The sequence below is a fragment of the Kocuria sp. KRD140 genome (assembly GCF_017168375.1).
GTDB classification, from domain to species: Bacteria; Actinomycetota; Actinomycetes; order Actinomycetales; family Micrococcaceae; genus Kocuria; species Kocuria marina.
Window position 1 is genome coordinate 294,005 of the sequence record NZ_JABFAW010000007.1, and the last position, 14,405, is coordinate 308,409.

Sequence of the window (14,405 nt, forward strand, 5' to 3'; positions counted from 1 at the left end):
GGGTGGAGGCGTTGGGTGGGGCCGTTGGGCCGGACCGGATCGCGGGGCTTCGGGACGACCGCGGGGACGACGCCGCCGGGACGCCGCCGCACGAACCGGTCCTACTTGCTCGCGGAACGCCCCGCGCCGGCGGTCTTGCGCGTGGTCTTCCTGGCCGCGCCACTCTTGGTAGTCGCACCCTTGGCCGTGGAACGTTTCGCCGTCCCGCTTTTGGCCGTGCCGCTCTTGGCCGAGCTGCGAGAGCGCGACGTCGTCTTGGCGGGCGCCGGGCCCTTCGCCCGCTTCTCGGCGAGCAACTGGGACGCGCGGGCCGCGGTGATCTGCTCGATCGCCTCGGCACGCGGGACCGTCACGTTGGTCTCCCCGTCCGTGATGTACGCGCCGAAGCGGCCTTCCTTAATGACCATGCGCTTCTCGGTCAGGGGATCCGCACCCAGATCCGCGAGCGGGGGCTTGGCGGCCTGGCGACCGCGCTGCTTGGGCTGCGCGTAAATGGTCTTGGCCTCGTCCAGGGTGATCGTGAAGATCTGGTCCTCGGAACCGATCGACCGGGAGTCGGAGCCCTTCTTCAGGTACGGGCCGTAACGCCCGTTCTGCACCGTGATGGTCTCACCGTCGGTGTCCTCACCCAGTACCCGGGGAAGGGACAGCAGCTTGAGGGCGTCGTCCAGGGTGATGTCCTGCAGGTTCATGGACGAGAACAGGGATGCCGTGTTGGGCTTGGGCCGCTCGACCTTCTTGGGCTTGGGCTTGCCGTTCTTGTAGTACTCGGTGGGGATCGCGTCCAGTTCCTCCTGCGTGGGCTCCGGGATCACCTCCGTGACGTAGGGACCGTAACGGCCGTCCTTGGCCACGATCATCCGACCGGTGTCCGGGTTCACGCCCAGCTCACGGCCGTCCGCCTTGCCGATCTCCATGAGTTCCCGCGCCTTCTCGGGCGTGAGCTCATCCGGGGCGAGGTCCAGCGGGACGTTCGCGCGCACCGGGTCGGTCAGTTCCCCCGTCTCCGGGTCCACCGTGCCACCGGTCTCGAGGTACGGACCGAACTTGCCCACGCGCAACGTGATCTCGTCCGTGACGGGGATCGAGTTCACGGCGCGGGCGTCGATCTCCCCGAGGTCGTCCACGAGCGGCTTGAGTCCTGGTTCGGAGGCGGTGTCACCGAAGTAGAACCCCTCGAGCCACTTGACCCGCTCGGCCTCGCCGCGGGCGATCCGGTCCAGGTCCTCCTCGAGCTCCGCCGTGAAGTCGTAGTCCACGTAGTCGGAGAAATGCTCCTCCAACAACCGCACCACGGAGAACGCGAGCCAGGACGGGATCAACGCCGAGCCGCGCACCTGCACGTAACCCCGGTCCATGATCGTGGAGATGGTCGCGGCGTACGTGGAGGGCCGCCCGATCCCCAGTTCATCCAGGGTCTTCACGAGTGAGGCCTCGGTGTAGCGGGCGGGGGGCGTGGTGGTGTGCCCGTCCGCGGTGACCTCGGAGGCGTCCAGGGCGTCACCCTCGGCCATCACGGGCAGCCGCTTGTCCTCGGACTTCTCGGACTGCTTCGAGTTCTCATGGGCGAGATCCGGGTTCACGTCCCGGCCCTCCTCGTACGCGGCCAGGAACCCCCGGAAGGTGAGGACGGTCCCGGAAGCCGAGAACTCGGCGTCGGCCCCGGAATGCTCCCCGGCGGCGGAGGTGGCCGTGGCGCCCAGGCGGACGGTCGCGGTGCTGCCCTTGGCGTCCTCCATCTGGGAGGCCACGGTGCGCTTCCAGATCAGCTCGTAGAGCTTGAACTCGTCCACGGACAGCTGCGAGCGCACCTGCGACGGGGTGCGGAAGGTGTCCCCCGCGGGGCGCACGGCCTCGTGGGCCTCCTGCGCGTTCTTGGACTTGGACGCGTACACGCGCTTGGAGGCGGGGACGAACTCCGCGCCGTAGAGCTCCTTGGCCTGCGAGCGCGCGGCGTTGACCGCCTGATCGGACAGCGCGACCGAGTCGGTACGCATGTACGTGATGTAGCCGTTCTCGTACAACCGCTGCGCAACCCGCATGGTGGTGCGCGAGGTGAAACGCAGCTTGCGAGCGGCCTCCTGCTGCAGCGTGGAGGTGGTGAACGGTGCGGCGGGACGGCGCGTGTAGGGCTTGGTCTCGAGCGAACGGACCGAGAACTCGGCGTCCTGCAATCCGGCCGCGAGCGCCGTGGCCACGGTCTCGTCCAGCGCGGCGGGGGCGTTCTGCCCGGAGGCCTTGAGCTCGCCGCGGTCCGTGAAGTCCTTGCCGGTGGCCACGCGGCGGCCGTTCAGGGAGCTCAACCGGGCGGTGAAGGCCCGCCCAGCGTCCTGCCCCTCGGGCCGGGAGAAGGTGCCGGTGAGGTCCCAGTAGTCGGCGGGCACGAACGCGATCCGCTCCCGTTCGCGCTGGACCACCAGGCGGGTGGCCACGGACTGCACGCGCCCGGCGGAGAGCCCCGAGGAGACCTTGCGCCACAGCACCGGGGAGATCTCGTAGCCGTAGAGCCGGTCCAGGATGCGGCGGGTCTCCTGGGCGTCCACGAGGTCCTGGTCGATCTCCCGCAACTGCGCGAACCCGCGCTCGATGGCCTCCCGGGTGATCTCCGGGAACGTCAAGCGGTACACGGGGACCTTGGGCTTGAGCACCTGCAACAGGTGCCACGCGATCGCCTCACCCTCGCGATCACCATCCGTGGCCAGGTACAGGGCGTCCGCGTCCTTTAGCTTGCGCTTGAGCTCCGTGACCTTCTTCTTCTTGTCCGGGTTGACCACGTAGTACGGGTCGAACTCGTGCTCCACGTCCACCGCGAACTTGCCGTACGGGCCCTTCTTCATGTCCGTCGGCAGCTCGGAGGGCTGCGGCAGGTCACGGATGTGGCCCATGGAGGACTCCACTTCATAGGCGTCCCCCAGGTACCCCGCGATCGTCTTCACCTTGGACGGTGACTCCACGATCAGCAGGCTCTTGCCCGTACCGGCGTTCTTGGTGGCCTTGGATGCCAAAGGTGCTCCTCGTCATGACCCGTGGTTGCGGGGCGGGTCTGTGTTCAATGCTGGCCGTTCATGCTGATCGGCCGGTGGGCGTGGGCGACGGCGCTCGATTCCTCCGCGTGCCGCGTTCACTCCGTGCCCGGGACGTCAGCGTACGACACGCTGGATCACTACAGGTCGTGATCCGGTTCCTCACCCATGGTGAATTCGCGTCCGGTGGCGTCGTCCGGCTCCAGGACCACGTAGTGGAACTTGTAGTTCGGTGCCCATGGGGTCAGCGGCAATTGTTCCGCCGCCTCCACCTCCGCCCGGGTCTCCAACCGGCGCGCCCGGCCGTGGACCACCGCGGATTCAACGTGGGTGCCCTCGACCTTGTCCACCTCGAATGCCACGTGGTTGTTCACCACCAGGCTGGCCAGCTTGGTGCCCTGTGACGTGCGGAAATAGATCTTTCGCTGACTGACCACGTGATTGACCGGGAAGATGTCCACGAGGCCCGCGCCCTGGACGGCAAGGCGGCCGTACGGCATGTCGCCCAACAACTCCCAGACCCGCTGGGAATCCATGACCCGGAAGGGATTCAGGTTCTCGCTCATGGGTTCAGTCTTACACCTCCGTCAGGAAGCCATGTGTGATCAGGCCTTTGATTTCACGCAGCAGCTGGGGTGCCGGGCCGTCCTGCCACCCCAGCAGCGATCCGAGGGCCGTGAGGATCTGCCCCGCGCTGAGCTCGCCGTCGCACACGCCCGCGAAGCCCGCCGCCTCGCTCGAGAGGATCACGCTCCGACGCAGTCCCGCCCCCTGCCGCAACAGGATCAGGGCCGGGTCCGGGGCCCCGGGTGTGCCGTGGCGTTCCTCGGTCACGTCCTGCGCCACGGTGTAGTGCCGCGCGAGCCACGCGGGATCGGTGTCCGACGCCGCTGCCGGGCCGCGAGCGCCGTGGTCCGCCTCGTCGCGCGCCATGCGCAGCATGCGCTCCCACTCCGCGGCGAGCGCCGGGGCGATGGGTTGCTGGATCGGGTGCGGGACGGTCTCGAAGATCCGCGGTGCAATATCCGGTGTTTCCTCACCCGGGCGGTACAACCACACCATGCCGAAGCCCACCGCGGCCACGTCCCGGGAGTCGAAGTCGTCCAGGTAGGCCGCGTAGGCACGTTCGTAGTCGGCGACGTCGCGCTGCTGGGACGCGTCCCGCAACCAGGTCTCGGCGTACTCGCACGGGTCCTGCACTTCACGTTGGACGAGCCACGCGCCGGTTCCCGGCGGCACCCACGACGCCGGCCCGCGGGACCACGTGGTCGAGGGCTCCTCGTGCGGATCGCGCGGGATCTCCCAGTTCGCGAGCAGGTGCGCGGTGGCCCCCGGGTTCAACACGGTGGGCAGCGCGCCCAATAATTCCCGCACGAGCCGGTCCCCCGGCAGACCGCCGTCCCGGTAGGTGAAGCGGTCCTCGGCGTGTTCGTCCGGGCTGCGCGGCGTGATCACGAAGGGCGGGTTGGACACGACCATGTCGAACCGGCGATCCGCCACGGGCTCCAACAGGCTCCCCCGTTCCAGGCTCACCCGGGCGGGCAAGTCCCACGGGTCCACGTCCAGTGCCTCGGCGTTGAGGATCAGGTTGAACCGCGCGGTGGCCAGTGCGCGGTCGGAGATGTCCGTGGCCGTGACGTGGCGCGCGTGGGCCAAGAGGTGGAAGGTCTGGATCCCGCATCCGGTCCCCAGATCCAGGGCGGTGTCCACGGGCCGGCGCGGTGTGGACTGCACGAGGGTCAGCGATGCACCCCCGATGCCCAGCACGTGGTCATGGCGCAGCACGCCCGGTCGCTGGAACGCACCCAGGTCGCTCGCGACGTACAGCTCGGCCGAGGAATCCGTGGCGTAGGGCCGCAGATCCACCGCGGAACGCACTGTGACGGAGGGCGCGGGGGTATCCGCCGCTGCGCTCTCGTCCGGGTTCGCGTGGGACGGGCAGTTCTCACCGAGCCCGCGCACAGCGGCCTCGACGGCGCCTTCGGCCGACTCGGTGGCGGCATCGGCGGCACCACCGGCCGGCTCAACGCCGGCCTCGACCAGATCCAACCGTTGCAGGCCGGAAGCGCCCACGGAGGGCAGCGCGGCGTCGAGCGATGTGGCCGTTACGGGGTCCCCGAGCAGGAAGAACGCGGCGAGGGTGATCAACGCGGCGACGTCATGGCCCGCGGAATCCGCAGCGTTGCCGACGCCGCGCGGTGAGGAGTGAGTATCTTCCGCACCGCCCGGCACCGAACGGAGGTCCTGCGAGCGCCGTTGCAGGGCGCGACGGGCAGGGACCGCCTGGTCCCGCGACCACGCGGACATGGCCTGCTCGCCCACGAGGTCCGTGACCCCGTCCACCGTGAACCCCGCGGCCACGAGGTCGTCGTGGAGGCGGGCGATCAGCTCCGGGTCATCGGAGCGCGGGGCATCCGGGACCACGCTGAACGCGGGCCCGGGAGCGGCGTCGTTGGGACAGGAAGAGACCACCCGTCAGTGACCCAACCGGAAGGCGCGACCCGTGATGCGCGTGGGCGTGATCTCCACGAACTCGATCTTCTCCGTCTCCAACCACGGTCGCAGACCAAGCTCTTCCACGTACGCGATCCGGTCCGTGTCCGTGATCATCTCGGCCGTGCCGCGCACCACCACGGAGTGCGCTTGTGAACCGGCGGCGCGGTCGATCTCGACCGTCACGTTCGGGTTCAGTTGCAGGTGCAGGACCTTGGTGCCCTTGGCGGAGCGGAAAAAGATCTTCTCGCCGTCGGTCACGATGTTCAGCGGGGTGATGTCGATCTCGTCGCCGTCGCGAGTCGCCAGCCGCGCGAAGCGTGCCTGCTTGAGCAGCTCCCAGCTCTCCTGTTCGCTCAGCTCGGTGATGGGCGGGACCTGGGACGCGTCATCGTGCTCGTGGGCGATGTTCATGGGGTGCGGGTGCTCAGCGTTACTCATACCCCCATGATTCCACGCGGGTGCGGGACGTGGGCCAGGTGGCGGTGTCTTCCCCGCATCGGATTCCGGCACCGGGTCCCTGCACAGGCAGGGAGCCGACGACGCGTGGCGGGCCCCGCGCATTGGTAGCCGGGCGGCGTCGTCCCCGCCCGGTGTGGGCCACAATGTCACGGTGACGACTTCGCAGGAGATGGTGGACCTGCTCGGACGCGGACCCCGCCCCGAGCAGGTACGTCATGTGCGCGAGATCCCGGAACGCGAACCCACCCACGCGCCCTGGCCCGAATGGCTGCACCCGGACGTGGTCAGCGCATATGAACGGCTGGGTATCCATGAACCGTACGCGCACCAGGTCGCTGCGCTGACCGCTCCGCGACACGCGATCGTGGCCACGGGCACCGCTTCGGGGAAGTCCCTGGTCTACCAGTCCCTCGTGCTCGACGCCGTGCACCGGGGCAAACTCGCGGTGGCCGAACGCCCCGGCCTGCTACACCATCCGGACGAGACCACGGCCCTCTACATCTCGCCCACCAAGGCCCTGGCCGCGGACCAGCTCACGTCCCTGCGTGCACTCGGCTTCGCGGACGTGCGCGCGGCGACCTACGACGGGGACACCGATCCCGGCGAGCGCCGTTGGATCCGGGAGCACGCGGACGTGATCCTGTGCAACCCGGACATGCTCCACCACGGGATCCTGCCGCATCACATCGGCTGGTCGCGGTTCTTCCGGCGGCTGCGGTTCGTGATCGTGGACGAGGCACATTCCTACCGGGGGGTGTTCGGTTCGCACGTGGCCGTCCTGTTGCGCCGACTTGTCCGGGTCGCGGCGCATTATGGGGCCTCCCCCGTGTTCGTGGGGGCGTCCGCCACGAGTGCGTCCCCGCAGCAGTCATTCGCCAAGCTCATCGGCGCGTCCGAACAGGACGTGACGGCGGTGACCCGTGACACCTCGCCCCACGGTTCGCGCACCGTGGTGCTGTGGGAGCCGGAACAGTCGCCCGGCGGTTCGGACAACGGCGCGCCCCGTCGCCGCACGGTCACAGCCGAGGCCTCCGACATGCTCACCGACCTGGTGCTGCGTCAGATCCGCACGATCGCGTTCATCCGTTCCCGCCGCGGCGCGGAGACCATCGCACAGGCGGCCCACCGGCAGCTCGAGGAGGTGGACCCCTCGCTCGGTCATCGCGTGGCCGCCTACCGTTCCGGATTCCTGCCGGAGGAACGCCGCGAGCTGGAACAGCAGTTGCGGGACGGGCGGTTGCTGGGGGTCGCGAGCACATCCGCACTCGAGCTCGGGATCGACATCGCGGGGCTCGACGCCGTCCTGGTCGCCGGGTGGCCCGGCACCCGCGCGTCCTTCCTGCAGCAGATCGGCCGCGCCGGGCGGGCGGGCCAGCACGCCTTGGCGGCACTGATCGCCGGTGACGATCCCCTGGACGGCTACTTGGTCAACCACCCCGAGGCAATCTTCGACGTCCCCGTGGAGGCCACGGTGTTCGAGGCCTCCAACCCCTACGTGCTCGCACCGCACCTGTGCGCGGCCGCCGCAGAACTGCCCCTGCGCCCCGACGAACTCGAGCTGTTCGGGCCCACCGCGCGCGACGTCGTCGACTCCCTCACGGGCGCGGGGCACCTGCGCCGACGCCCGAGCGGGTGGTTCTGGACCCGGTCCGAACAGCCCGCCACCATGGTGTCGATCCGTTCCGGGGACGGCGGTCCCGTGCAGATCATCGACTCGGAGACCGGCTCGGTGCTCGGCACCATGGGCGCTCCGCAATCGCATTACCAAGCCCACCCGGGCGCGGTCTACGTGCATCAGGGCCGAACCTATCTGGTGGAGGAACTGGACGAGGGACTACACGTGGCGGCGGTGCGCCGCGCGTTCCCGGACTTCTACACGGTCGCGCGGGACATCACCGAGGTCCGCGTGCGGGACGTGCGCGATTCGATGCAGTGGGGTCCCGTGAGCATTCACCGCGGGGCCGTGGACGTGACCACCCAGGTGGTCAGCTATCAACGCAAACTGGTGGCGTCCAACGAGGTGGCGGGTGAGGAACCCCTGGATCTGCCGCCCCGCCAGTTGTCCACCACGGCCACATGGTTCACGGTCTCCGGGGGTCAGCTGGCCGCGATGGGGATCGAGGAACCGGACATCCCCGGCTCCCTGCACGCCGCGGAACACGCGATGATCGGGCTCCTGCCACTGTTGGCCTCCTGTGACCGGTGGGACGTGGGCGGGCTCTCGACCGCCCTGCACGTGGACACCGAACTGCCCACGATCTTCGTGCACGACGGCCACCCCGGCGGTGCGGGCTTCTCCGAGCGCGGGTACGACATGTTCCGGCACTGGATCACCGCCACCCGGGACGCGATCGCGCAGTGCGAATGCGAGTCCGGTTGCCCCTCGTGCGTGCAGTCCCCCAAGTGCGGCAACCGCAACAATCCGCTCGACAAGGCGGGGGCGCTCAAGCTGCTCAACGGGGTGCTGTCCTTCGCGCCGTGATGCGCTCGCGGCTGCCACGCGGCGGGTGGCCGTCCCGCAATGGCTGACTACTCCGAGGTGGGGGACCTGCCCCTTATACACATTTCCACTCCGGGGCGGGCGCCTGCTGCGGGGCTGATGGCTGCTCCGGGGGTGAAGTTCCCGGAGCTCACGGCTCCCCCGGCGGCGGTCCGGCCCGGGACACCCCGGTGGCCGGGCCCAGTGACGCGAGGGGTTGTGGCAACTCGATCACCGCGGTGACGTCCACGATCGTGTTCTCAGGGGCCACCACCGCGCACTCGGACAACTGCGCCCCGTTGTCGGCGGCCACCCGCGCAGCCACATCGCACGGGACACCGGGGCTCAGGCCGCGAGCGACGTCGGCCGCGGCGAGTGCTGCCAAATCCGCCGCCTTGGCCGCACGGTGCGTGAGGATCGCGGCCTGCCCGACGAGCAGGACCACCACGAGGACAAAGCACAGCGTCACGGCCAGTGTCAGACCGTGCACCGTGCCGGACCCCTCGTCGCGATGATCTCCCGCGCCCACTGCTCGAGTCCGACGATGCTCGTGCACCTCGTCCGACGTCATGTCACGGCCTCGCATGATCAAGCGTCCCCGGCCCGGCGCTCGGACCCCCGGTGGTTCCGAGAGCGGTGTCCACGGCCGCGCTGCCCGTGGCCTGCAAGCGCCAATCACTCCACGTCCCCAGGATCCCCGGGGCGGGGCCGTTCACCGCGACCGTGACCCGGTCGTCCGCGACGCTCACCCGGACGACGGCGGTGTCCCCGGCGATCTCACGCGCCGTGCGTTCCACGACCTCGGCGGTTTCTCCCCGGGCGGCGGCGCGCGCGGAGGCCCGGGCGGCTTCTTCGTAGCGCACGGTCGTCATCCCGGCAGCTGCGGCCGCGAGCAGAACGGCCAGGAGCAGGACGAGACCGGGCATAATCACGGCCGTTTCCACCGTGACCGCTCCGGCATCCGGATGTCGTGGTGGGTGCTCCGGCTGTCCCGGTGGGGCTTCGGCGCGATCGTGCACCGGCACGGTTCTTGACCTTCTCATGGGAGTCCTCCTTCTACGGACGGCCACGCGCTCGGTCACCGGCACTCCACGGTGTTCGAACCACGGTGTGACTGGAGACCGTGGCAGTTCCGGGCGGCGTGGTGGTGGCCCCACTCCGACGAACGGGTCCGCCGGAACAGAAGCGCGGCGGGACCGGGGGCTCGGAGTGGTTCGGGTGTATGCGGTTCTGGCACCGGGCCCGGGCCGCAGGGTGGCCGGTCCTACGCGGCCCTCCCGCGGCCCGGGCCCGGTGGGTGCGCGGTTCAGACGGCCAGGGCCTTCTGGATGATGCCGAGCAACATGCCCGACACGGAGTCCGAGGACAGCACCGCGGCCATGACGCCGCCGAACGCGGCGGCCGCGAGCACGATGACCGCGTACTCCGCCGTGGACGCCCCGAGGTCCGGGTCGTCCGGATCGACGGCGGTGCGGGGCCGCACCTCGGCGGTCGGCATCGGTTGGGTCGCATCCTCCACGGGGATCTCCGTGGGATCGTCGAACGCGGTGGTGCAGGCGGGAAGCGTGATCATGGACATGGTGATATTCCTGTTCGTTGGGTGTTCGTGATGTGTTGAGGGGTGAGATGGCAGCGGTGTCGCGCACCCGCCTTCGTGACAAGTGGAAGGTTGCAAATACGTGCCTAGATCGGGGCGCAGCGTCCTGCGGGCGGTCCCCTCCCCCTCCCCGCAGCGTGAGCGCCGTGCAGGCGCGCGTGGCCGGTCATGATCCGAAGACCCTGGGCAGCAAACTCATGAGCACGGGGACCACACCCCAGCACATGAACGCGGGCAGGAAGCACAGGCCGAGCGGCAGCACGAGCTTCACGGCGAGCGCCTCGGCCGCCCGTTCGGCGCGACGGTACTGCGCTCGCCGCACGAGGTCCGCCTGACCACGCAGGACGGACGCCGAGGCCGTGGCGGAGGTGGCCGTGAACTCGAGAGCGTCGCGGAAGTCGCGCATGTCCCGGGACAGTTCTTGATCCGCGGGCCACGCCGCGTCCCACGGGAGCCCGAGTCGCAGGGCGGCCGCAACCCGACCCAGCTGCTGGTGGACAGCTCCAGCGCAGCTGTTCGCGAGGACGGACACGGCCTCCGCGAGGGGCAGTCCGGTCTCAAGCTGGCATGCCGTGAGTTCCACGAGTGCCGCGGCGGGTAGAGGGGGGATCGACGTCGTCGTCGCAGTTGCTGCACGGACCGAGGGACCCAGCGATGCGTCCGCCGGCATTGCCCAGGTCGCCACACTCCGAGCATCCCCGGTCGCTCCCGGGGTCGTGGATGACCCAGACGACCACCCGTTCGCCCCGGTCGATCCGATGTCCCCGCCCCGGGCCAATCCGCCGTGAACGGTCGACGTGGCCCTTGAGCCAGGACGAAGAAACCCACCGTTCAACCCCGAACGGGACGACCCGAGCTCACGCGGGGAACGTCGTCGTCCGCGGGGGATCCGCAGCCGCGAGCCGGGAGAAAGCCACACAAGTACACCGCATCCCGCGAGAACACCCGCCATCAGCGCCCCGATCATGACGCGCTCTCCACTTCGGCGCGATGCATCAGGGCCCGGGTCCACAATCGCCCGGCGATGCTGAGGGCGGCACCCGCCGCGAGCGCGAGCCGACCCCACCACGTGGTCAGCAGCGTGGTGATCGGATCCGTGCCCATGAGCACACCGAGCCCCAGCGCGAGCACGGGCAGCCACGACAGCGTCCGCACCGTGACCCGCGGTCCTGCCAGGGCACTGTCCCGGGCGGCCTGCGCGTCCAGCTGCGATTCTAGGGACTCCGCCACGCCCGAGAGCGTGCGTCCCAGGGGCGCCCCGGAACGCTCCGAGATCTCCCAGCACGCGGCGAGCTGGGCGCACACGGACCGCGCGGTGGCTGCGAGGGCGCGATCACCCACGGGCACGGGAGCACTCGCGAAGCGCGTCAGACTGGCGGACACCGGGATCCCGACCTGGGCGGCGGCGTGGACGTCCCCGCACATCCGGGCGATCCACCGCCCCGTGGGTCCCGAACCCGTGGAGACCGCGGGCAGTTCGCCGAACACCCGGGCGGGTGCCCGCCCCGCTTGCAGCAGCGCGGCCAGTCGGCGCACCACGGTCACCCATTGCATCGCTTCCGCGGCACGATCACGACGACGCCACCGTGCGAACACGCCCGTGCCCACCGAACGCTCGGCACCGCCGTCGGCGTCGTCATCACCCGAGCGGTGTGCGGGTACTGCGAGGCTGCCCCCGCGCGCGCCGCCACTGCTCCAGACGAGCAACGCGGCCGCGGTGAGGACGAAGAGGAGAAACGCGAGCATCATGATGCGTCACGCCCTCGGGCCAGCAGCCGTGCCAGCTGTGACCACCCGGGCCCCTCGACCGGATGCCCGGACTCCACGGTCAGAGCGGGCCGGGTGCTCAGCACACCGTCCTCGAGGTGGAGAGTGCACAGGGAATCCAGCCTGCGTCCGGCGGGGGTGCGGCTCACGTGGGCCACGAGGTCCAGCGCGTTGGCAGCCTGCAGATCCACGGCGCTACGGCTGAGTCCCGCGAGGGACCCCAGGGCGGCGAGCCGGGCCGGAACCGCCCGCGCGGAGTTCGCGTGCACGGTTCCCGCACCGGAGTGCCCCGTGTTCAGGGCGGTCAGCAACTCGCGGACCTCCGCGCCACGGCATTCCCCCACCACGAGCCAATCAGGGCGCATCCGCAACGCTTGCCGGACCAGGTCCGTGAGGTCCACGGAACCGGCCCCCTCCACGTTCTCCTGCCGGGACTGCATGCCGACCACGTGGGGATGATCGGGGTTCAGCTCCGCGGCGTCCTCCACGAGCACGAGGCGCTGTCCCGGCGCGCACTGGGACAGTAGCGCGGACAGCACGGTGGTCTTTCCGGAACCGGTGGCGCCGCTGATCATGAGATTCGCCCGTGCGGCCACGGCATCCGTGAGGACGTCCGCGAGGAACGGGTGCACGGTCCCGGAATGCACCAGATCCGCGAGCGACAGCCGCTGCGGAGCCCGGAAACGGATGGACAGCAGTGTCCCCGACGTGGACACTGGCGGGATCACGGCATGCACCCGTAGCCCGGTGGCGGTCTGCACGTCCACGCACGGGTGGCCGTCGTCCAGCCTTCGCCCGGCCGCGGTCACGAGCCGCACCGCGAGCGCACGCACGTGCGCCTCGGACGTGAACGGGCTCGTGACACGCTGGATCCCGTCGTGGGTCTCCACGAAGACGTTCTCGTGGCCGTTGACGTAGACGTCGCTCAGTCCGGTCGCCGGCAGTAGTGGCTCCAACGGCCCGAGCCCGGTCAATTGCGCCTTGACGTGCTGGGCGGCCCGGACGGAGCCGACGGCCCCGAGCACCCGGCCCGTCTCCCGCACGGCCTTGGCGATCCTGGTGTCGGTGACCGGACCGCCCTCGACCAGGAGGCGTTCGCGCACCTGGTCCACGAACGCGGCGTCGTGCGCGGCAGCTTCCGGTCCTGGCGTGACGCACGGGCCGGACCGGGTTGCAGTGTGGTCGACTACTTCCGACCCCGACGCGTCGCGCGGACCGGGCCGGGCGGCGTCGTGATCGTGGGATACCGTGCATGAGACCGTCATGACAGCTCCTCCAATGCCCGGGCGATCTGCGCCACGGTCTTCGCGTGGCGGGTGTGCCGGCCGCGACGTAGGACGGTGCCATCGTCGAGGTGCTGGGGCACGCGAGCGTCGAACGCAACGGCCGCGACGCACGGCACGCCGGTGGCCTCGGCCACGACCGGGGGATCCACGTCCGCGACGTTGACCCCGCACACCGCACTCACCACGGGAACGGGTGCGCAACGCCGCACCGTGTGTTCCGCGGCCAGGATCCCGCGCACGGTGCGGGAAGCCAGGACCAGCACGGCATCGCACCAGCGCGCTTGCCGTTCGAGGTCCGAGCGGCACAGATCCACCACCTGGACCGCAGCGGCGCCACGCAGCGCGGCGATCACTGTGGCCATCGGAACGGTGTGCGCTAGGCTCGCGTGGCGATCCCATGAGAGGTACCGCAGGGCATCCAGGCGCGGCATGGCCGCCCACAGTTGATCGGCCGCCACGGTGCCCGAGAACTGATTGAGCTCGGGCCACCGCAGCCCGTCGGCGGTTTCCTCCCCCAGCGCGAGATCGAGGCCCGCGCCCAGGGGGTCACCGTCCACGAGCGCGGTGTCCACCCCCCGGGCCGCGAAGTGCCCCGCGAGCCAGCACGCCACCGTGGACGCGCCCACTCCCCCGGTAGCGCCGACGACGCCGTACACCCGCCCGGTCGTGCGTGGCAGTTCGGAATCGGACGAGCGGGAGATCATGTCCGCGAGCCACGCGGCCGCGTGCGGTAACACCACCACGGCGGACGCCCCGAACCTCACCGCGGTGTCCCACGCGTCGGCGTGTTCGGTGAGCGCCACGACCACCGCCCCGCGGGGTACGACGTCCCCGGCCCAGGCGGCATCCACGAGCACGACGTCCGACGACGCCGCTCGCGCCCCCGCACCGTCGTCCGTCACCCTGAGCGCAACCCCGGCGCCGATACACACGGCCTCAACGGCCTCCACGAGGTCAGGGGTGGTGCTGAGCAACTGCACGCCGCGGGTCCCGTGCAACTCGGTGCAGGCCAGCGAACTGCCCGCCGAGGCACTGCCCGCGGCGACACCACCCGATGCCGCGCTGCCCGTCGCCGTGCTTCCCATCGGTGCACGTCCCCCCGCTGCGCTGACCCGCGAGCGCGCCGCGATCGGGGACTCGCGATCCGCAGGGACCGGCCCGGCAGGGAGCGGACCACACCCCTGATCGCCATGGCCACTGTCAAAGGCTGCGTAAGACCGACTGGCCGCGCGGCGGGCTCGACGCGAGGCACCCGGAGGGTCGACGGGAGCCGTGATGGATGCGGTGTTCATGGCACC

Annotated in this window: 12 protein-coding genes; 1 reads left to right on the top strand and 11 read right to left on the bottom strand. The window is 70.3% G+C overall.

The annotated features are described in order from the left end of the window. Nucleotides 1-101 precede the first annotated feature (101 nt). The 4 genes from topA to J1M36_RS07735 all read right to left on the bottom strand — a co-directional run bounded on the left by topA (nt 102) and on the right by J1M36_RS07735 (nt 5,957). Nucleotides 102-3,005: a type I DNA topoisomerase gene (topA, locus tag J1M36_RS07720; RefSeq protein WP_064846646.1), complete on the bottom strand. Its 2,904-nt coding sequence runs from the start codon at nt 3,003-3,005 to the stop codon at nt 102-104. Nucleotides 3,006-3,163: 158 nt separating this feature from the next. Next, entirely contained in the window at nt 3,164-3,589 is a 426-nt protein-coding gene (locus tag J1M36_RS07725) for a pyridoxamine 5'-phosphate oxidase family protein (protein WP_064846645.1), read from the bottom strand. Between the two features lie 10 nt (nt 3,590-3,599). Continuing rightward, nucleotides 3,600-5,495, bottom strand: coding sequence for a methyltransferase (locus J1M36_RS07730; RefSeq protein ID WP_064846644.1), 1,896 nt, complete (start codon nt 5,493-5,495; stop codon nt 3,600-3,602). A gap of 3 nt (nt 5,496-5,498) precedes the next feature. Continuing rightward, nucleotides 5,499-5,957: a pyridoxamine 5'-phosphate oxidase family protein gene (locus J1M36_RS07735; protein WP_082943346.1), complete on the bottom strand. Its 459-nt coding sequence runs from the start codon at nt 5,955-5,957 to the stop codon at nt 5,499-5,501. 190 nt (nt 5,958-6,147) lie between these two features. On the opposite strand from J1M36_RS07735, the gene J1M36_RS07740 reads away from it, so the two are divergent. Further along, nucleotides 6,148-8,460, top strand: coding sequence for a DEAD/DEAH box helicase (locus J1M36_RS07740; protein WP_197493140.1), 2,313 nt, complete (start codon nt 6,148-6,150; stop codon nt 8,458-8,460). 148 nt (nt 8,461-8,608) lie between these two features. Here the strand turns inward: J1M36_RS07740 and J1M36_RS07745 are convergent, their stop codons facing one another. The 7 genes from J1M36_RS07745 to ssd form a co-directional block, all read right to left on the bottom strand. After that, nucleotides 8,609-9,028 (bottom strand): Rv3654c family TadE-like protein, encoded by a 420-nt coding sequence (locus tag J1M36_RS07745; RefSeq protein WP_064846642.1) that lies wholly within the window; start codon nt 9,026-9,028, stop codon nt 8,609-8,611. Between the two features lies 1 nt (nt 9,029). Next, nucleotides 9,030-9,389 carry a TadE family type IV pilus minor pilin gene (locus tag J1M36_RS07750; protein WP_276401456.1) on the bottom strand — a complete coding sequence of 120 codons (360 nt, stop codon included), beginning with the start codon at nt 9,387-9,389 and terminating at the stop codon, nt 9,030-9,032. Nucleotides 9,390-9,763: 374 nt separating this feature from the next. Then, entirely contained in the window at nt 9,764-10,036 is a 273-nt protein-coding gene (locus tag J1M36_RS07755; protein ID WP_064846641.1) for a DUF4244 domain-containing protein, read from the bottom strand. Nucleotides 10,037-10,220: 184 nt separating this feature from the next. Further along, nucleotides 10,221-10,637: a type II secretion system F family protein gene (locus tag J1M36_RS07760; protein WP_240505565.1), complete on the bottom strand. Its 417-nt coding sequence runs from the start codon at nt 10,635-10,637 to the stop codon at nt 10,221-10,223. A 380-nt stretch (nt 10,638-11,017) separates the two neighbouring features. Next, nucleotides 11,018-11,803 (bottom strand): type II secretion system F family protein, encoded by a 786-nt coding sequence (locus tag J1M36_RS07765; RefSeq protein ID WP_064846639.1) that lies wholly within the window; start codon nt 11,801-11,803, stop codon nt 11,018-11,020. Next, nucleotides 11,800-13,086, bottom strand: coding sequence for a TadA family conjugal transfer-associated ATPase (locus J1M36_RS07770; RefSeq protein WP_082943344.1), 1,287 nt, complete (start codon nt 13,084-13,086; stop codon nt 11,800-11,802). Before J1M36_RS07770 ends, J1M36_RS07765 begins: the two co-directional genes overlap by 4 nt. After that, the gene (gene ssd, locus J1M36_RS07775) at nt 13,083-14,192 is read right to left on the bottom strand and encodes a septum site-determining protein Ssd (protein ID WP_082943343.1); all 1,110 of its coding nucleotides are present in this window, start codon (nt 14,190-14,192) and stop codon (nt 13,083-13,085) included. Before ssd ends, J1M36_RS07770 begins: the two co-directional genes overlap by 4 nt. Nucleotides 14,193-14,405: the final 213 nt, after the last annotated feature.